Raw genomic sequence first — 19197 nt, forward strand, 5'->3', positions numbered from 1 at the left:
ATTCCGATGGAGTCCCGAGAACTCGGGGCGACGAGGAATCTCTTTTTTAATAATTACGACTTATCTTGGTAACCCAAAAGTTTTAGATTTAAATTGTTACGTGTGTAATTACTTCGAGCAACAACTCATTTCATCGTTTCTATTGCTTTGGGTTTTAACCCACAGTAATTAAGGAATTGAAAAAATCTTAGAAAATAGGTAAATCTTTTTCGTTTCGGCTTAAGGATTACTCGTGACATAAAATATATAGACTACGGTACTCATGAATGCTACGCAGTTGAAACGGCATCCTCTGACTTTTTAGGCAGAGATATAGTGGGGCGCCCGCCCTTGATGATCTTTGGAGTATACGGAAAAGAATTGTCAAAGGAAGCCCCAAAAAAGCAAGAGGGTGAAGAGCATGAGTGAGGGAGAGGGGATAATAATTTAGTTTAGGGTGAGTAAGGTGCTTTATTGTTTTGCACATATAAAATATGGTTTATAAGCTCTATAAATATTGAATTCTTCCTATATTTATCGAAAATAAGAGATGTTATGAGAAAAAATACTAAATTTTTATTTGTTGCTTTAGCAGGATTGATGATGTCAAGCTGTGCGGGTGAAACAGAAACTACAGAAACTGCAGTTGCAGAAGTTGAAAAAACAGAAACGTGTTATTATTCTTATGATGCGGCAAATTCAGAAATGTCATTTACAGCTTACAAGTTTTTAGGAAAAGTTGGAGTAGGTGGAACATTTACTCAGATCAATGTTGAAGGCGGAGAGAAAAATGAAGACGCTAAAGCAGTAATTGAAGGATTGAGTTTTAATATTCCAATTTCAAGTATTAGTACAAAAGACGTAAGTCGTGACGGTAAAATCAATGAGTTTTTCTTTGGTGGAATCAATACCGAAGTAATTTCTGGTGAGGTGAAGTCATTGGATGATTCAGGAAAAGCTGTTCTTGCCATTACAATGAATTCAATTACAAAGGATGTTGAAGGGGCGTATACTTTAAACGACAACGCTTTTTCTTTTGATGCTGAAATTGATGTGTTAAACTGGGATGGGCAAGCTGGAATTGATGCCTTGAATGAGGAATGTAAGGAGTTGCATACTGATTTTGCCAATGGAGATACAGAATCTAAGTTATGGCCAGATGTTACCATTTCATTCTCAACAGAATTGAAAAAAGAATGTGAATAATTGAAGAAATACCGAATCGAAAAGCCAGGGATTACTCTGGCTTTTTTTCATTTATGAAATAAATATCAGAATTTAATAATATTTTTGTAGGTTTTGAGTTAATACTTCGGAGTAGAACAATTTTATGACAAAAAAATATAACAAACGAACAGCTTTTGGAACCTTGGTAGCGCTTTTTGCTCTATTCCTTGTTGTTGGTGCCTGTTCAACAGAGAAAAATACTTTCATTAACAGGACTTATCACAGTACTACTGCGAAGTATAATGGATATTTTAATGCCAAAGAACTGATTCGCATCGGACTTGAGGAGTACCGATATGGTGCGCGAGAGGATTTTAATGAAATTTTACCTGTAGAATTGTTCCCGAACGAGGAGGATGTTGTGGATTTTTATCCGGTGGTGGACACTGCTATTTCAAAATGTCAAACTGTGATTTCAAAACACAGTATGCCAACAGCTTCGAAACCTTCTCAGAAAAAGTCTGAGCATGCCAATTGGATAGATCAGAACTGGTTGATGATTGGATATGCCAATTATATTAGACGTGATTATGACAAGGCCTTGACCACTTTTGAATATGTTAGAAAATTCTATTTGAATCGTCCAAGCACTTATTCTGGACAGTTATGGGAAGCTAAAACCCAAATTCAAATGGGGGATTTGTCAGAGGCAACAAGAACACTACAGAAAATTGAAAAGCGTCAATTAATGGTCCGTGACCAAGAGGATGATGGCGGGTCGAAATCAAAAAGTAAATCCAAAAAGCGTAAGAAAGAAGACAAAGAAAATAAGGCGCCTTCGCTTCCAAAACATTTTGATTTTGAATTAGCAAAAGTTAAAGCCATGTTGGCCTTGGCCAAAGACGATCAGAAAACAGCAATCGAACAACTCGAAATAGCATTGGGTAAAGCCCGTAAAAAAGAAGATAAGGCCCGTTTGAGTTTTATTTTAGGTCAATTGTATCAAGAACGTGGTGATGCAAAGGCAAGAGAGTATTACACCATGAGCATTAAAAGGGACGCTCCTTTTGAAATGAGTTTTAATGCGAAAATCAATCGTGCTGTTGTAAGTGATCTGGACAGTGATGAAATGATTAAAGAATTAAACAAATTGGCCAAAGAAGAGCGCTATTTGGAGTTTAGAGATCAGATTTATTTTGCTATGTCGAAAGTGGAGTTAAATCGTCAAGACCGCGATATGGCCAAATACTACCTTACAAAATCAACATTCTTCTCTTTAAATAATCCACGTCAAAAAGGAGTGAGTTACGAAAAGTTAGGAGATTTATCTTATGAAGAAAAAAACTATGTCTACGCCCAACGTTACTACGACAGCTCTGCTCAGGTTATTCCAGACAGCTATTTCAATGCAGAAGTGATCCGAAACAAGGCCGATAAGCTCGCTAGTTTGGTGCAAAATATAGATGTTGTTGCCTATGAGGATAGTGTTCAAAGAATTGCTCAGATGAGTGAGGGAGATCGTGAGAAATTCCTAAAAGATGTAATCAAGCAATTGCAGAAAGAGGAGCAAGAACGCAAAGAACGTGAAGCGATTCGTGCCGAGCAATTGCGAAAGCTACAACAAACTTATGCCGAGCAAAATCAAAAACCAGGAAGTAAGTGGTACTTTACGAATCCAAAAGCAATGCAAGAAGGGGTTGAAGACTTTAAAAGGATTTGGGGACAAAGAGAAAATGAAGATTACTGGCGTTTAACCAATAAACCGAATAGGATTACGATGGGCTTTGCTGAAAATGATTCTATTCCTGTAGATTCTTTGATTGTTGAAGAATCAAAAGAAGTTCCACTCGAGGAGCTGTCTGTAGAGGACATGTTAAAAGACATTCCACTTACGGATTCAATGATGAATCAAAGCAATGAGAATTTATTAGCTGCTCTCTACAATTCAGGGATGATTTATAAAGAGCAATTAGATGAAACACAATTGGGGGCCGTTCAATTTCAACGTGTAATTGACCATAAGGTAGAGAATGAGCATAATGTTTTATCTGCGTTTCAATTGTATAAAATCAATGAAAACACTGGTAATTCTGCACCTTATAAATCGTATATTCTTAATCACTATCCAAACTCAGATTACGCCAATTACTTGCGTGACCCTGATTATTTTGTGAAAAAGAAAGAGAGAGACGCTTTGGCGCTTCAGGATTACTTGAGGTCTGTCACACGTTTTGAACAAGGTTTGTACTATCCGGTTATTCTAAAAGCAGATATGGTCATTGCAGATGAACCCAATAACCTATACAGAAAAGAGTACTTTTTATTAAAGGCCATGGCAATGGGACAAATCAATAGTGATAAAACGTCTTTGTTGCCGGTGTTAGAACAAGCAATTGCTGAATATCCAGAAACTGAAGTTGCGGAAAGATCGCAAGAGCTTATTGATTTAATCAATAACGGTGTTCCTGTTTTTGAAGAATTTACCGAAATAGAAACAGGATTATTTGGTTATGAATCGAAAGAGTATTACGTTGTTGTTCTGATTAAAGAGGATCAGAATGCAAATTCGATTGGCAATAATGTTTCCAATTTTAACCGTGAGTATTTTGGTAGATTAAGACTTTCTTCAACGAGTCAAATGTATAACAAAGAGCAAGGACTAATTTTGGTGAAGAGTTTTAAAACAGCTCCAGAAACCATGGCTTATATTAGAGACTTTAAGAAAGCAAGGCGCCATGTTGCGAATTTGAAGGAGAATGAAGTCATGATGATTTCAAGGGAGAATTTTAAAATTTTAATTCAACAGCAAAAGCTGCCAGAATACAGAAAGTTTTATCAAAATAATTACGATTAAAAACCAAGTTGGATGTTTAAAGGAGAGAAAAAAGTGAAGCAAGAAAGTCCAGATCGTCTTAATCGATTGGTGTCAGGAACTAAATTGACAGGAGACTTGTCTACAAACAGTAGCTTACGAATTGACGGAGAAGTTGAGGGGAGTGTAGTTTGTAACGGAAAGTTAGTGTTGGGTGCAGATGGAGTTATTACAGGGAATATTCATGCTACAGAGGTTGAGTTAGATGGAACTGTAGAAGGTAATATTGTTGCGGAGACATTGCTTTCATTACATCAAACAGCAGTTGTGAAAGGAGATATTCGCACAGGAAGGTTAATGATAGAAGATGGAGCGCAGATTGAAGGGAATATTCAAACTGGAGATACTTCAAAAGGATTGAAAACATCTAAAAAAAACAAACGTAAGTCTGGAGGGAAAGATGATTTAAATCTTGAACAAGAAAAGATGGCTGATACCGTTTATTAATGGACAAGAAGAAAAAGAATGTATCTCAGGGTAAAACCTACATTCGGTTTTCAGGAATTGCCATTCAGATGGGAGTGATAATTGCTGCTGGGGCGCTTGGCGGTCAGTGGTTAGATGAAAAACAGGGAAATGACTTCCCTATTTGGACCTTAGTTCTCACGCTTTTTGCGATATTCGCATCGCTCTATAAAGTTATTAGAGAGGTAATAAAAATGGGTAAAGATGAGGACGATTCTAAAGGATAATCTTGTATTTATATTTTTCTTCACTGGGCTTGCATTGATCCATTATGGGATTCACCAAGCGATTCCAGAATTGTATTTTGGTGATGAAATAATTTTGGCTTATACAGTATTGTTTATTCTAAACAGTATGGGAGCGACTCTGTTTTATTTAGGGAAAAGTGGAGCTGCTGAAATTGAATTCGCACAACTTTATATGATTTTCACCTCTTTACAAATGGTTGGCTCATTTTCTTTTGCGGCCTATATTAAAATCGGATATCCAGAAAATGTTAAACCCGCCCTGGTTCAGTTCGTTGTGCTGTTCCTGATTACTTTAGCTTTCCAAACTGTTTATTTTGTAAAAACGAAAATAAAAGAGTGACCTCAGAAAGAGTTAAAACTATGCTCCCGATAGGCCTCGGGATTAGTGCATTTCGCTTTAGCTTTTAAAAATCTTATCAGAACGTAAATATTAGACATTAGAGGTTAGACAAAAAGTCTAATGTCTTACATCTAATGGATAACTATTTTTATAAGCATAGAACTTTATTCTCAGGTGAACCTATGGTAGTTTTAGTCCATAGTGGTTCAGTGAACAAGAAACAGATTTATTTCAATCGTTCAATAATTCCAGTTGTTGAAAAACCTTCTTCCAAGTCGATGGTCATTACAGTTCCTCCGTATGCTTTAACTTCATTTGCACCAACTACATATTTGGGGTCTGACTCATCTCTTAGATCGGCATCGTAATCAGCTCCTTTGACCAAGATTGAAGGTTTCATGAACTCAATCAGCTCTTTTGGGGTGTCGTTTTCAAAAATTACAACTAAGTCAACTACTTCCAATGAAGCGATAATCAATGCGCGTGACTCCTCGTCATTTACGGGTCTGTTTGGAGCTTTATTTAATCTTCTAACGCTATCATCAGAATTTACTCCAACGATGAGGTAATTTCCTATTGATGCTGCCTTTGCTAAGTATGTTACATGTCCGCGATGTAAAATATCAAAACAACCATTTGTAAAAACAACCTTTTCCCCATTGTCCTTCCAAGAGGAGATAATTGCTTTAGCCTCTTCTTGAGTCACTAATTTATGCTTAATCTGTTCCCACTTTGTCATCACTTTCTTTTTTATAATTTCTAGGTAATAATACCAAGGATAATAGCCCTAAGATAATCATCATTATAGTTTGCGACAACCAAATAATCATTCCCAGTGCTTTTCCAATTCCTTCTGCTTCTTCGGTGGTGTCAAAATCTCCTCCAATGTAAAATATAACAACAATTCCAACTAAATAAGGGTAGGCCCCGATGCCTCCATTGGTAAACATCAGTCCAAATGTTCCAGCGATAAAACCAATTAACACTCCGTTGATGGGAAAGTTTTCTGTTTGCTCAAAGGCATTAAAACAAATTCCAAAAAAGAGCAGATAAAGCGCCCAAACCAATACGGTGTAAAAAATAAATTGAAAAGGTTTCTTTGATTTAAAAATGGCAAAAACTCCATTCATTACATCCTTTACAAAGTTGTTTACTTTTTCTCTAAACTTATCGAGTTTAGCCCACAGCAGTGCAAATAACAGCAAACCACCAATAATAAGAGAGACCATAGTATAAATGACCCATTGTGAGCCTTCCGCTCCGCCGTCTTCCGGGGAACCTGCAATTATGATGTCCTTAACAGCAATTAAGTCCTCGAAACTAAGAAGAATGGTCCCTAAGAAAATCAGGCCTAACATGACTAAATCAAATACCCTTTCAGCGATAATGGTTCCAAAACTTTTTGAAAATGAAATCTTGTCGGTCTGATAAAGTAGTGCGGCTCGTGTAGCTTCTCCGGCTCTTGGAATTAAAAGGTTGACTAGATAACCTACCATTACAGCATGGTATCGGTGCCAAAACTTGGGAGTGAATCCTATGGGTTCTAACATGTATTTCCACCGGTAGGCTCGAACAATGTGGCTTAAAAAACCTATTGTCATTGAAAGTAAAATCCAAGAGTAATTGGCCTCGTTTATGGCTTTAAAGAACACCTCCTTTGTCGCTTCATCCATTGCGGTATAAAAGTGCCACAACAAATAAAGCCCAATAGCCATAGGAAAAACAATCTTGATTACTGAAATGATTTTCTTATTGGAGCGCTTTGACATTGTTTCTTTTCTGATAAGAACAACGAAGATAAAATATTCTATGGATTAGAATACTTAGAAATGCGTCAATTGTGATTTAAAAAAAATCATTTAACTGAAATCTTACAAAGTTACATTCGCTGGCGATTGACTAGATAATTGATTTAGATGCATCTGTTTCGCCTTTATTTAGTCTCGCACCAATTGCAGAAAACCATGCTCCTTTGCATTTTTTCCGTTGAAATCGGTCAAGACCAGCTGGTAAAAATATGTACCTTCCATACTTTCAGGACCATCATTATTGATTTTTCCATTCCATTGGAAATTGGTGTCCTTACTGGTAAACACAACATTCCCCCAGCGGTTGAGTATTTCTAACTCAATACTCTCTATATTCTGTGCTTCGATGAGTTTGAAAAAATCATTGTTATTGTCACCATTCGGAGTGAACACATTAGGAATTTCATATTTCATCTCTGGAGCTACGATGGTAATTTGAGCTGTAGTAACATCAGTACAGTTGTTGGCATCATAAGCAGTTAAGGTAACGGTGTAAATTCCTTGCTCTAAGTCTGGGTAGTTATGGCTTGGGTTAATTGTGGCAGTGCTTGGTGAATCATCACCGAAATCCCAGACAAAACTGCTTGCATTCTGCGATGTGTTTGTAAATTGAACCAAGGTGTTTTCTACTGTTGTTGATGTAGGATTCGCAGAAAAGCTCGCTGTTGGTCCACCAGTTACTACTGTTACCACTGCGCTTTGTTCACAAGGTGTACTTCCAACTGTATAGGTGTAATCACCGGTTTGCATAGTTGCTGGATTGAATGTACCTAAATCTCCACCTGTAAGTGCAGAAGGTCCGCTCCAAACCCCATTGTTTTGTGGCGAGCCGCCCAATACATCAAATAGGTTTAAAGAGGGTGAAGTGTTACAAATTTCAATCGTTGCATCGTTGCCTGCATTGCCAGAAGAAACAAAGTTAACAACTACATTGGCGCTTGCTTGACAAGGACTGTTGCCTACAGTATAGGTATAAGTTCCTTCATTCATTGTTGCAGGATCAAAGGTTCCCGCATCACCACCAGAAAGGTTGGAAGGACCACTCCATGTTCCACCGTTGATTGGATTTCCACCCAATTGATTAAATAAATCAGTTGCCGGTGAACCAGAGCAAGTATTCAATACAGCGTTTTCCCCTGCATTTGCGGAACCACAAGAAACTTTGATGTTGTCTATTTGCCAGGCTTCATCGCCAGCCCAACATTGAACGGAAATTCTAAGTTGTAAAGAACTTCCTCCTGTAGGGATGCATCCTGTTGAGTAATTGGTAAATGGGGTATCGTCTGAAGAAACTACATTGATTCCTGCGCAAGTTCCGCTACAATAGTAAGAGTTTGCTGGATCAACCCAACCTGCGCCATCAATATTGTATTGAAAGCGCACCCAATCGACGGAGTTACAGTCTGTTCCGCATCCTTCCATGGTTCCGATACTGTTAATGTCAAAACTAATTTCAATATTTTCACATGCTGAAATATCAATGGGTGTATCTGTTGCCCAAACAGCCTCCCCATTGGTGTCTTTTCCTTCAAAAACCCCTGATTTAACCTCCCAGTGATCACCATTTAAACAAGTAGGACACGAAGAAGACCAGTTTACTCCGTCTGCAGTCCCTGAAGTTGTTCCTTCGGGTAGGTTGAAGTTTTCTTCAAACACTATTTGACCATTGAGCTGAAAGCTGAATAAAGTGAGTACAATAGCGAAGAGTGAACGGTGAAAAAATGTATTGTTTTTTAATTTCATGGGGTCAATAAAACATAAATGAGGTGCAAAGAAATGATATTTATTCCGAGCGTTGGTTAATTTAACATTAAATTATAGGAAGTTTTTTCATGCGAATGAACCCAAATGGTGAAATTTCCATCACAATGAATTGATCTGAAAAGGAATGCCTTGTAAACAGTTTTTGGGACATCTACTTCATATAGACTTCCATTAAATTCGTGGTAGAACCTTTCAAAATCGATATTACTAACAAGACAACGCTTACAACTATTCTTTAAGCTTTAAAATCTTCTATAGATTCTTTATAAATTTACTAGTTGAGCAAAATAATAAATGTATTGTTATGAAATTACAGCAATCAAAAACCTTAAAAGAAGTTGCAGAATTTTTAAATTGTGAATTCGTTGGAGACCCAAGTCACGAGATCACTGGCTTAAACGAAATTCACAGGGTTGAAGCAGGAGATATTGTTTTTGTAGACCACCCAAAGTATTATGATAAAGCATTAAACAGTAATGCAACAACCATTTTAATTGATAAAGAGGTAGATTGTCCTGAGGGTAAAGGCTTGTTGGTCAGTAAGCAGCCTTTTGATGATTTTAATCGACTGACAAAGCATTATAGACCTATGCGCTTCCTTTCAGGAATGGTCGGTGAAAACACTAAGATTGCAGAATCTGCTCAGATTTATCCAAACGTAACGATAGGAAATAACGTAATTATTGGTGAGCATGTAATCATCTATCCAGGAGTGGTAATTATGGATTATACCATCATTGAGGACAATGTGTTTATTGGAGCAAACACTGTAATTGGGCAGCATGCTTTTTATTATAAGAAAAAACCAACAGGATATGACCGTTTACATACTAGTGGAAATGTATGGTTAAAGAAGAACGTAGAGATTGGTGCATTGTGTACAATTGATGCGGGGGTGACGGCAACTACCACCATTGGTGAAGGAACAAAAATTGACAATCAAGTGCAAATTGGGCATGATACCATTATTGGTAAAAACTGTTTGCTCGCTGCCAATGTTGGTATAGCAGGATGTGTAGAATTACAAGATAATGTGACCATGTGGGGACAAGTAGGTTGTGCTTCAGATGTGGTGATTGGCGAAAATGCTATCGTTCTGGCCCAGTCCGGAATTTCTAAAAGTTTGGCCCCAAATAAAACTTATTTCGGTAGTCCGGCCAAAGATATTCGATTGGTTTATCGTGAGATGGCTGCCATTCGTAAGCTCCCCGAGATTTTAGAAAATATGTAATGAAACGTGATTCCTTAATTCAAGAACTTAAAGAGCAATTAAAGTTTAAAGACTTTGAGTTGAATTCTATGCTTGAAATTTCAAAGGGAATCAACTCCAATCAGTCGGTTGATTACTTAATTTCTGTTTACGAATTCATTCTTAAAGAACAGTTGGGATTGGATAAATTTGTTTTGTTTATTAAACAAGACCATTGGGAGTATTTGATAAAATCTGGAGTAAAGGGGAGAATTAAAGACATTGAAATTGAACGTGATTTAAAACGGTTCAAGGACATAACCCTTATAGAATCATCGAGCAATAGAGAGTTAAACCAGTTCGACGTAGTGATTCCTGTTGTGCATCAAGGGAAAGCAATTGCTTATTTATTATTGAAAGACCGAAGCATCAGCACAAGTAATTTCATTGGTTCAAACTCCACCACAGACTTGTCTTTTATTCAAACTTTAACGAATATTATCGTTGTGGCCATTGAGAATAAACGAATGAACAAACAAAGCATCATTCAAGAGCGTATTAATAAAGAATTAGAGGTTGCCTCAGAAATGCAGAAGTTGCTTTTCCCCGATAATTTACCTTCAGATAAACGACTCGATTTAGCGGCCACCTACACCGCTCGTCATGAGGTGGGGGGAGATTATTATGACTTTATTCCCATCAACAAAAACGAGTTTATTGTTTGTATTGCTGATGTTTCAGGAAAGGGAATTAGCGCAGCTATGTTGATGGCCAATTTTCAAGCCACTATTCGTACTTTGTTGGGCTTCGAAAGGTTTGACTTGGAGTACCTCATACACGAATTGAATAAGAAAGTCATGCTTGCGGCCAAAGGAGAAAAGTTTATTACCTTTTTCATAGGGCATTATCATATGGTATCGCGACGTTTGAAATACATTAACGCAGGACACAATCATCCCATTCTTACCAATGGAAAAAAAGCACAGTTTCTCGACAAAGGATCTATTGGTCTGGGGATGCTTGAAGAAGTCCCATTCATAGAACCAGATGAAATTACAATCGCTCCAAATTCAACATTGATTTTGTACACCGACGGAGTAGTAGAGCTGCAAAACAAAGCAGGAGAATATTTTCAAACCGACCGACTCATTAAATTAATCCATAGTTTTTATCCTTTAAAAATGGAGGATTTGAATAATCTAATTTTCTCAAAACTGGATGAGTTCAGAGAAACAGAAGACTTGGTAGATGACACCGCTATTTTTAGCTGTAGAATATTCTAAAGGAAAGCCCTTTAATTCTTATTGATGTTAAATACTGGGGTGTAGTTACCAGGCACCTTAGATGTCAGCACCCAATTATCAATGGTCGTATTGTTGGTGCAGGTTGTACATTCGGTAATGGTAATGGTGTAAGTAACGGTAGAGTTTGCCGCATCAACGCTCACATTTCTGTTGTATCCAGAACTACAAGAAGAGCTTGTTGTTAGTGCAAATACAGAATATTGACTGTAATCAACAGGAGTGTAGTTAACACCACCATCAAGACTCATTTCAATAGGTTTGTTCACTTCACTTCCATCAACAACAAAATGTTGTCCACCTGGAATGCCTACCGCTCTAATTATAGCATCTTCTATAATGATTCCAGAAACACTGTTTGAGGGATCACATTTTTTGCAAGACGACAATAAGGTCGTGAGGAGCAGTAGAATCGAAATGAAGGCAAATTTATTCATGGCGCAAAGTTTGAGTAATGATAAAGATACTATGATTTTTTTCTAAGTTCAAAATTTTGACCTAAATAGACTTTTCTAACTTGTTCATCTGTTGCTAATTCTTCCGCAGTACCGGCTTTTAGAATACTTCCTTCAAATAGAAGGTAAGCACGATCTGTTATTGAAAGTGTTTCTTGAACATTGTGGTCTGTAATCAGAATACCTATGTTCCTTTTCTTTAAGTCCGCAACAATAGATTGAATATCTTCAACAGCAATCGGGTCAACTCCGGCAAATGGTTCGTCTAAGAGCACAAATTTAGGATCGGTAGCTAAAGCCCGGGCGATTTCCGTTCTTCTTTTTTCACCACCCGACAATGCAGAACCTTTGTTTTTCCTAACATGGTTCAGGCCGAATTCAGAAATCAATTTTTCAAGTTTCGCCTTTCTTTCGGTCTTGTTCAATTTAGTCATCTCGAGAATGGCCATAATATTGTCTTCAACACTCAGCTTTCTAAATACAGATACTTCTTGAGGGAGATAACCTACTCCAAGTTGAGAGCGTTTGTACATGGGGAGTCTGGTGATGTCTGTTTCATCCAAATGCACTGTCCCTTCATCTGGAGAGACCAAGCCAACGATCATGTAAAAGGAGGTTGTTTTTCCTGCTCCATTTGGGCCTAATAAACCAACGATTTCTCCTTGATTGACTTCAATAGAAATACCTTTTACAACCTTACGGTTACGGTATGACTTTGTGATATTTTTGGTGAATAATTTCATATTTTGATATCGAAGCACTAAAATAATACAAACTAAGTATTCTTGATGCTTTTTCTAAGAGATTCTCTTCGTAGGTTTAGAACCTGATGGAAAATTTTGCACGTATTCCAACAGGTGAATCACCAGGTTTTAAATGGGTCATCCTCCAAACTGCATCGACTCTAAATACTTTAAAGATGTTCTCAATTCCAATGGCACTTTCTACATAAGGCGTATATCCAAATGCTGTGGTATTGTCTGGCATTAGCATGGCTGTTCTTTGTTTGCTTGAAAGTTCTCCCCATACAGATTTTGCAGAAGCCACCAGTCTCCATTTTAATTTTCTGATCAAAGGAACACGGTCAAAAAATAATCCGTTAAAATGATGTTCAGCAGTTGCGCCTACATATCGGTCAGAAATAAATTCGAAGTAATCCATTCTGTTGTGTGCCATCGATTGAAACCAATAGGTTTGAGAACCTTCATGAACTTTTAGGAAGGGATAGGCCGCTTGTCCAAAATACATCCCTCCATAGATTTCATAGTAGAGTTTTCCAAAAACTCCAAGCTTTGGACTGTGTTTAATTTTGAGTTCTAATTTTTGATATTCATAATCAGAACCTAAAACACCTTTGATTCCAAGTACACCTTCTAGGCTAACGATGGGATATTTAGAACCAATTGAGATCCTGTCAAAACTTCCAGAAATAAACTCTTCATTTTTCGCATACCTGATTTTTAATGAAGTTTCGAAAGTGCTGACTTCGTTGATGAAGTCAAAACCTACGTAAGAATTAGGTACCCGGAATTGAGTTTCACCCAAAGCGCTTAGACTTTTCCATTGACCACCTGCCGTAATGATAAAAGACTTGCCAATATCCTTTTCTAATTCCGCACCAAATTTTTCTACGAAAATTAGCTGATTCAATGGTTTTGTTCTCAACAAAGATCCAAATGCTCCATCAATATCTGCAGCATTTTCACCTAATCCTAATTGCTGTACATCATAATCGTAAAACACCTTTAGCATACCTCTCTTTTTCGGCGTTACATTGAATCTGATTCCACCACCATACTTGAATTGCTGGTCTAGATAACCATAGGCTAATTTCCCAGAGAACTCTATGCGTTCACTGAAATCGTTGGAAGTTCGGAGTTGAATTTGATTTCTAAAGCCTTCAACTGTGTTGTAACTGATTAAGCTACGTATGTTTCCTAATTCTATTTTGCCTAAAGGATAAAATCCAGTGGTGGCTAAAAACGTGAGGTTTTTAAAAGCTTTGAAAAGTGGAACTTCATTCAAAGAGTCAATCATAACATCAATGTCTTCTTCCTGCTTATTGAGTGGAATGTGCCTGTGTTTTCTCCAATATTCCTCATCCCGCTTGTTGGCGCTGTCTAGCATGACGACATTTTCACTGGCTTTGTAAAAATCAGGTGGATGTGGTTTGTTGATGACGAAATTCTTTCTGGTCGTTAACTTTCTACCATACAAACCAAGTAGTTTTGAATTATCGTAAACATTTAAGTCGACAATTAATCGGTCATAGGTCAACATCCAAACTTCATCCTCTACTTGATTGAACATTTGTTCTAGGTAGAATCCATTGACATAATTGATGTTGGCATCATCTGCAACATTAGCCGACCATTTTTTTATTGCATAAGTTGTGTCGTGTACCCACATCTCTCCTTCAAAAGTAAGGTCTCCTTTCCGTTTTGGTTTAAAGGTCATGAGGTAGCACCATTGATTGTCTATAAAAGCACTGTCTTGAAGGTAAAATTTGTAATACCCCAATCCAAAATTCGCGATGGGGCTAATGAATGATTTGTCAAAAATTCCAATATAGTTTTCGTAAACATTGATGTCTTGATACATTTCACCAAGAAATTGGTTGACTTCAAGGTTTTTAACTCCAGTAATTCGAGAGGCGCTGACGACTTCTTTTTTCTTGGTTGGATTTGTACGGTAATAATATTCTGAAAGAGATTCTGTAAGAATGAGTGGTAAATACTTCCCTCCGTCCATGGTATCAAGGTAGTCCATTACTAAGTTTAAGTTCTGAACGATTTTCCGGCCTTCAAAATCATCACCTATATTGTTTAGGTCCAACTGAATTTTGTTGTAACTCTGATATGAATAAGCTTCTAGTTTTTCTTTGTTGTTGATGTGTTTGTTGCGGACAATTCTCCTGTGTAAAATAGTAGAAGGTTTTTCATCTGGTGCAGTAATGAAGACTTCGTCTGTGGTTTGAGTAATGGGCTCCATTCGGAAGTTCAACACTTGCGACTCATCTTGCTTTACGGCTACAGTTTTTGTTTCGAAGCCAGAAGCACGAACAACTAATGAATCAGTTGCATAGTAAGATTCAATGGCATACTTCCCATCAAAATCTGTTTCAGTACCAATTTTTGAATCCTTAAAAAATACGCTAGCAAAGGGAATGGGTTCACCTGTTTCGTCCTCTACCACAAGTCCAGATACTCCGGTTTTTTGCGCAGTTAAATAAGTACTAGTAAAAAGAAATATGAATAATATCCATCTCATCGATTACTAAAATAGTTATTTTGATGAGATGTAAATGACCAAGTATGTTTATTTTTCATGTAGTAGTGTTAGTAAATCATAAAATTAGTGTTTTAGCCGACTTGCTCACGCTTTAATCTCCGTTTTTCAACGCGGGCACTGACCAAAATTCCAACTTCGTAGAGTAAGATAATGGGAATTGAAACAATCACTTGACTAATAAAGTCAGGTGGAGTAATTAATGCCGACAAAATAAGTACACCTACGATTGAATGCTTTCTGTATTTTCTTAGAAATGCAGGTGAAACAATTCCGATTTTTGTTAGAATGTAAATAATTACTGGAAGCAAGAACAATAGCCCGGTAAAGATAACGCTCGAAATGATCAGAGACATAAAAGAACCAATCATCCAAATGTTTTCGAATTCAGATGCTAAAGAGAATCCCCCAAAGAACTGAATACAGAGTGGCGCAACAACGATGTATCCAAAGACAACACCAATCAGGAATAAAATGGTAACAAAAAATGTTATTCCTGAAACGGCACTTTTTTCATTGGCTTTTAATCCTGGTTTTACAAAACCCCACATTTGATAGAACACAAAAGGGAAGGCAAGTATGAATCCTCCAACAAATGACATCAATAATGCATAAGAAAATTGTGAGCCTACTTTATTGGATTGAAATTTAATAGGTATTTCACCTACGCAAATGTTCAAATAATCACACATGAATTGGAATGAGACAAAGTCTGGCTTGGTCATAGCGATAAATAAGTTTTGGATTAACCATTCCTTAAAAAACCACATAACTACAGCGAAAACCAATATTGCAATTACTGATTTTACAATTCTCCAACGCAATTCCTCAAGGTGATCGAGGAATGACATTTCATTTTCTTCTTGCTCACTCATAACCGATTGCAAAAATACTTTATTTTCTTATGATAACGATGTAAATAATGATTGTTCTATAGAATAAAATCAACTTAAAGATTATTCAACATTACGATAATCCAACAAGGTGACATGTCCATGTCTTATGATTTCTACTCCATTCCCGTCTCGCAGAGATAAACGATAAACATAGACCCCTTCTCTTGCAATTCTAGTTTGCCCTTTTAACTGGCCGTTCCACCCTTCGTTAGGGTCTTCTGTAGAGAAAATTACGCGCCCATAACGGTCGTAAATTTCAAAGAGGTAGTTTTCGATTTGACGTTGCCTTGTTTCTGGTTTGAAAACAGGATTGTGTCCACCAACACTAAAGGCATTAGGAATGTAAATTGTTGGACTAATTACACCACATGCTTTATTGCTGTAACTTAGTTCTTCTAGACCATACTGATTAGGACCTTCTTCAGCAACGACAAGATAACAGGTTTTTCCATCATCGTTGTTGCCAATAGTTCCTACAGAATCTGTATACGTTCGAATATTGTATGGCAAAACTGCAATTGGAGTAGGATCGAATTGCCCATCAATTGATCGGTATACTTTATAGGAAAGTAAATTTCCTAAAAACGCTGCGTAGGGTGTCCATTGTAAAACATGAGCTTCTGTCTCTTGCTTGGTGGTCACGCTTAGATGAATGGTTTGTCCTATGTTGGAATAACCAAAGGACTGATTACATGTATCAATTACTTCAGCCCTGTAAAGGTATGAGCGTTTGTTGACTTCAACATCTGTATCTATGAATGTAATTTCATTTAAATTGTTAACGGGCTTAGAATCAATGACCTCAAAGGCTTGAGTTCTGTTGTTAAAGCGTTCTAACTTCACAATTTCTGCTCCTTCTCCATGAGAAATTTGGTACCTTACTGCAATTCTGTTGTCCTCCACTGTAGCAACGCTTAAATACGAAATGTCTGGACTTTGGTCGGCTGTAAAAGTTAAGTGGTTGACATTTGAAAAAGAACTTACTCCATCATTGGAAATGGTTTGAACTACGGCAATAATTTCATCTCCTGCGTTGATGTTAAAATTGATGTTGTTGTTCGTAGTTTGACCTACTTGCTGCCACGGACCACCGTTAACACGTACAAATAGAATATGATTGGCGTTATTGGTAAATCCTATGTATCCCGTCCAACTGTAATTAACTTGTCGATTACAGATGTCTATTGAACTACTCAAAAAGTTGGTGGTATGAGGTGTTGCTTTGGCTGAAGTTTGATGTGTTGGTGGAACGTTGGATGTATAGCAAGAATCAAATGCGGCTATTGAATATTCGAATGGACCATTTTCATGATTTTCTGAGTGGGTGTAGCTGGTGTTTGGTTTTCCCCACACAGTATCTATTTCAACAAGGTTTCCGTTTTGGTCTGTTTGATAAATTACATAACCATACGTATCTTCCTGTGAGTTTTCACTCCAATTAATGGTAATGTCACCTGTTAAGGTATCAATATCAACATTCGAAATGACAGGAATATCAGGAACAATTTTATCTTCAAAAACATCACCTTCAATATTGCTGGTGAAATTACATTGGTCTGTTTCTAGAACGATTTGATAACTAATAAACTCAGAACATACTGTTATGGTGTCGTAATAACTTGTAGTATTGTAGGGAACAGAATCGATTAGTGTCCATGTTCCAGCAGGGAATTCTTTGTAGATATGATAATAATCATTAAAAGTAGAGTGTTGAGTTGGATGGGGATCGTTCCATTGTAGAATTGCTTCACCATTTCCAGGATTGTTGAGGTCTAAAAAGATGTTGGAAAGTGTATCTGAGTTTCTTGCTGTATTTCCATTGCATCCTGACATTGTGGAAATAAAGAATTGGTCCGTTCCTCCAACACCACCATTTAGGGTGAAACTATTGGAGTTAATGTTTCCGGCAGTTGCATAATGTCCTCCGTTTACACCATGAATCTGATAACCTGTAAAAACACCATAAGGATCAGTAATAGGATTCCAATTAATCACTATATCTCCAGCAGCATTCCCGGTGATACAGGTTATTTCCGGACCAGGTAAAACATCTTTGTTTAAAACGTTTATGGTGACAGTAGCGTATTGCACTTTAGGGATTGGACAATAATCATCTTGAACTTTAAATACGAAAATATAAGGTACTACATCTAAAGCTTGTCCGGTAGCACCGATGAGGTGATCACAGGAAGTTTGCCAGTTGAATTGCATGGTTGCATTGTTTGTTGAAGTAACAGAAGGTGTGTTTAATGTTGCACATGGAGTAGTGATACAGCCATTGTTGGCATCCGCATATCCTGTTCCGTACATCAATCCTGAGGAGGAAATTGTTACAGACTGTGGAGTTCCATCTTGAAGTAGGTCTAAGTCAGAAGCAATAATATCAAAATTAATAGCGTCGCCTGCAAATATCGATGTTTCAAAAGAAGTGTTTGCTGCAAACGGAGGCGTTATCGTAGGTACGTTGTTTGTTCCAGAACATGAGGAAACAATGAGTTGGATTTCTCTTTCAACAGTGGCAATTTTAACACCATTTCTAAAAGCGTCAACCACGATTTTTGTTGCGAAATTTCCTTGGGTGTATGACCTGAATTGTATACGTCCATTTTCTGGATTTATCGTTGCAGCTTCGTTGTTTGGGTTGAAGGCAGCATCAGGTGTTGGATTGTCATGTGAAAATCCCGGTTCAAATAGTACAGGAGCAGGGGATGTTGGAGGAGTATAAATTCCACTCGGGAAGTAATCCAAAGGTTTTCCCCAACTGAAATGCAGAGAATCTAAATCTACATCAACTCCATTTGGATTGTAATCATATGGGTCTCCAGCACAGCTGACAATATGTGGAGATTGTAAAAAAGTTGGAGAATTATCGATGCATCCACCTGTTGCTCCAGGAATTTGGTACATCGCAGCAGATAATGTTATTCCATAGCTAGTTGGATTTTGAATGTTGGTTAAGGCGCCACTTCTTGAAAAGTTCTGATAGGTAAAATGCCATCCACCACTGGGTGGAATTCCAGGAATTGTGATGGGCGCACTGCGGTAGGTGATTTCTTCAACAGCACCAATCCCATTTCCTCCTGAAACACCTGTTCCGCAGTCAAAAGGTTGGTTTCCTGCAGCTGGAGTACACATTGGAGAGATATCAGCTCGATTTACAAAGTCAACTTGGATAGAGGTCAATGTTGCATGTCCCCATACGTCAATTACCTCAAAATTGGTATTCACTTCAAACCCATTACAATCTCGGTAGAATTTTAATTCAAATACATAATCACCATTTCCTTGACATTGCCAAGTGATTTCACCACCCATTCCATGTGTAGCGTTAGCAGCTTTCGGTAGAAGACCAATTGAGCTGACGAGTAAGATGATATATAATAAATTGCGCATCTGGATTTTAACGTGTTTTTCGTACATTTATT

Annotated in this window: 15 protein-coding genes; 7 read left to right on the forward strand and 8 right to left on the reverse strand. The window is 37.4% G+C overall.

The features are described from left to right. The first annotated feature begins 534 nt into the window (after positions 1-534). The 5 genes from ACN0U3_RS06440 to ACN0U3_RS06460 all read left to right on the forward strand — a co-directional run bounded on the left by ACN0U3_RS06440 (position 535) and on the right by ACN0U3_RS06460 (position 5071). Positions 535-1185 (forward strand): YceI family protein, encoded by a 651-nt coding sequence (locus tag ACN0U3_RS06440; protein WP_417265576.1) that lies wholly within the window; start codon positions 535-537, stop codon positions 1183-1185. Between the two features lie 124 nt (positions 1186-1309). Beyond that, complete coding sequence (locus ACN0U3_RS06445; protein ID WP_417265577.1) at positions 1310-4000, forward strand: hypothetical protein; 2691 nt, start codon at positions 1310-1312, stop codon at positions 3998-4000. 12 nt (positions 4001-4012) lie between these two features. Further along, the gene (locus ACN0U3_RS06450; RefSeq protein ID WP_417265578.1) at positions 4013-4465 is read left to right on the forward strand and encodes a bactofilin family protein; all 453 of its coding nucleotides are present in this window, start codon (positions 4013-4015) and stop codon (positions 4463-4465) included. Beyond that, the gene (locus ACN0U3_RS06455; RefSeq protein ID WP_417265579.1) at positions 4465-4710 is read left to right on the forward strand and encodes an AtpZ/AtpI family protein; all 246 of its coding nucleotides are present in this window, start codon (positions 4465-4467) and stop codon (positions 4708-4710) included. Before ACN0U3_RS06450 ends, ACN0U3_RS06455 begins: the two co-directional genes overlap by 1 nt. Continuing rightward, complete coding sequence (locus tag ACN0U3_RS06460; RefSeq protein ID WP_417265580.1) at positions 4688-5071, forward strand: hypothetical protein; 384 nt, start codon at positions 4688-4690, stop codon at positions 5069-5071. The genes ACN0U3_RS06455 and ACN0U3_RS06460 overlap by 23 nt, the downstream gene beginning before the upstream one ends. A gap of 226 nt (positions 5072-5297) precedes the next feature. Here ACN0U3_RS06460 and rfaE2 read toward each other — a convergent pair whose 3' ends face one another. From rfaE2 to ACN0U3_RS06475, 3 genes are all read right to left on the reverse strand, one after another. Then, the gene (rfaE2, locus tag ACN0U3_RS06465) at positions 5298-5810 is read right to left on the reverse strand and encodes a D-glycero-beta-D-manno-heptose 1-phosphate adenylyltransferase (protein ID WP_417265581.1); all 513 of its coding nucleotides are present in this window, start codon (positions 5808-5810) and stop codon (positions 5298-5300) included. Continuing rightward, complete coding sequence (locus ACN0U3_RS06470; protein ID WP_299204472.1) at positions 5788-6840, reverse strand: lysylphosphatidylglycerol synthase transmembrane domain-containing protein; 1053 nt, start codon at positions 6838-6840, stop codon at positions 5788-5790. Before ACN0U3_RS06470 ends, rfaE2 begins: the two co-directional genes overlap by 23 nt. 168 nt (positions 6841-7008) lie before the next feature. Next, a complete protein-coding gene (locus ACN0U3_RS06475) occupies positions 7009-8622 on the reverse strand; it encodes a gliding motility-associated C-terminal domain-containing protein (protein WP_417265582.1) in 1614 nt (537 codons plus the stop codon). A 325-nt stretch (positions 8623-8947) separates the two neighbouring features. Here ACN0U3_RS06475 and ACN0U3_RS06480 point away from each other — a divergent pair, with 325 nt between their 5' ends. Both ACN0U3_RS06480 and ACN0U3_RS06485 read left to right on the forward strand, forming a co-directional pair. After that, positions 8948-9874: an LpxD N-terminal domain-containing protein gene (locus tag ACN0U3_RS06480; protein ID WP_417265583.1), complete on the forward strand. Its 927-nt coding sequence runs from the start codon at positions 8948-8950 to the stop codon at positions 9872-9874. Continuing rightward, positions 9874-11115: a PP2C family protein-serine/threonine phosphatase gene (locus ACN0U3_RS06485; protein ID WP_299204463.1), complete on the forward strand. Its 1242-nt coding sequence runs from the start codon at positions 9874-9876 to the stop codon at positions 11113-11115. The genes ACN0U3_RS06480 and ACN0U3_RS06485 overlap by 1 nt, the downstream gene beginning before the upstream one ends. 11 nt (positions 11116-11126) lie before the next feature. Here the strand turns inward: ACN0U3_RS06485 and ACN0U3_RS06490 are convergent, their stop codons facing one another. From ACN0U3_RS06490 to ACN0U3_RS06510, 5 genes are all read right to left on the reverse strand, one after another. Then, a complete protein-coding gene (locus ACN0U3_RS06490; protein ID WP_417265584.1) occupies positions 11127-11570 on the reverse strand; it encodes a hypothetical protein in 444 nt (147 codons plus the stop codon). A gap of 29 nt (positions 11571-11599) precedes the next feature. Further along, complete coding sequence (gene lptB, locus ACN0U3_RS06495) at positions 11600-12331, reverse strand: LPS export ABC transporter ATP-binding protein (RefSeq protein ID WP_299204456.1); 732 nt, start codon at positions 12329-12331, stop codon at positions 11600-11602. 76 nt (positions 12332-12407) lie between these two features. Next, on the reverse strand, positions 12408-14858 hold the full coding sequence (locus tag ACN0U3_RS06500) for a DUF5686 family protein (protein WP_417265585.1): 2451 nt from the start codon (positions 14856-14858) through the stop codon (positions 12408-12410). A gap of 92 nt (positions 14859-14950) precedes the next feature. Continuing rightward, positions 14951-15751, reverse strand: coding sequence for a twin-arginine translocase subunit TatC (gene tatC / locus ACN0U3_RS06505; protein ID WP_299204450.1), 801 nt, complete (start codon positions 15749-15751; stop codon positions 14951-14953). 81 nt (positions 15752-15832) lie between these two features. Beyond that, on the reverse strand, positions 15833-19165 hold the full coding sequence (locus tag ACN0U3_RS06510; protein ID WP_417265586.1) for a gliding motility-associated C-terminal domain-containing protein: 3333 nt from the start codon (positions 19163-19165) through the stop codon (positions 15833-15835). Positions 19166-19197 lie beyond the last annotated feature (32 nt).

Source organism: Brumimicrobium sp. (assembly GCF_048268645.1).
GTDB classification, from domain to species: domain Bacteria; phylum Bacteroidota; class Bacteroidia; order Flavobacteriales_D; family Crocinitomicaceae; genus Brumimicrobium; species Brumimicrobium ulvae.

Coding starts and splice junctions, on each gene's coding strand:
- ACN0U3_RS06460 (WP_417265580.1), top strand. CDS start 4,688: ATGAGGACGATTCTAAAGGATAATCTTGTATTTATATTTTTCTTCACT.
- ACN0U3_RS06450 (WP_417265578.1), top strand. CDS start 4,013: ATGTTTAAAGGAGAGAAAAAAGTGAAGCAAGAAAGTCCAGATCGTCTT.
- ACN0U3_RS06485 (WP_299204463.1), top strand. CDS start 9,874: ATGAAACGTGATTCCTTAATTCAAGAACTTAAAGAGCAATTAAAGTTT.
- ACN0U3_RS06475 (WP_417265582.1), bottom strand. CDS start 8,622: ATGAAATTAAAAAACAATACATTTTTTCACCGTTCACTCTTCGCTATT.
- ACN0U3_RS06440 (WP_417265576.1), top strand. CDS start 535: ATGAGAAAAAATACTAAATTTTTATTTGTTGCTTTAGCAGGATTGATG.
- ACN0U3_RS06445 (WP_417265577.1), top strand. CDS start 1,310: ATGACAAAAAAATATAACAAACGAACAGCTTTTGGAACCTTGGTAGCG.
- ACN0U3_RS06490 (WP_417265584.1), bottom strand. CDS start 11,570: ATGAATAAATTTGCCTTCATTTCGATTCTACTGCTCCTCACGACCTTA.
- tatC (WP_299204450.1), bottom strand. CDS start 15,751: ATGAGTGAGCAAGAAGAAAATGAAATGTCATTCCTCGATCACCTTGAG.
- ACN0U3_RS06510 (WP_417265586.1), bottom strand. CDS start 19,165: ATGCGCAATTTATTATATATCATCTTACTCGTCAGCTCAATTGGTCTT.
- ACN0U3_RS06470 (WP_299204472.1), bottom strand. CDS start 6,840: ATGTCAAAGCGCTCCAATAAGAAAATCATTTCAGTAATCAAGATTGTT.
- lptB (WP_299204456.1), bottom strand. CDS start 12,331: ATGAAATTATTCACCAAAAATATCACAAAGTCATACCGTAACCGTAAG.
- ACN0U3_RS06455 (WP_417265579.1), top strand. CDS start 4,465: ATGGACAAGAAGAAAAAGAATGTATCTCAGGGTAAAACCTACATTCGG.
- ACN0U3_RS06500 (WP_417265585.1), bottom strand. CDS start 14,858: ATGAGATGGATATTATTCATATTTCTTTTTACTAGTACTTATTTAACT.
- rfaE2 (WP_417265581.1), bottom strand. CDS start 5,810: ATGACAAAGTGGGAACAGATTAAGCATAAATTAGTGACTCAAGAAGAG.
- ACN0U3_RS06480 (WP_417265583.1), top strand. CDS start 8,948: ATGAAATTACAGCAATCAAAAACCTTAAAAGAAGTTGCAGAATTTTTA.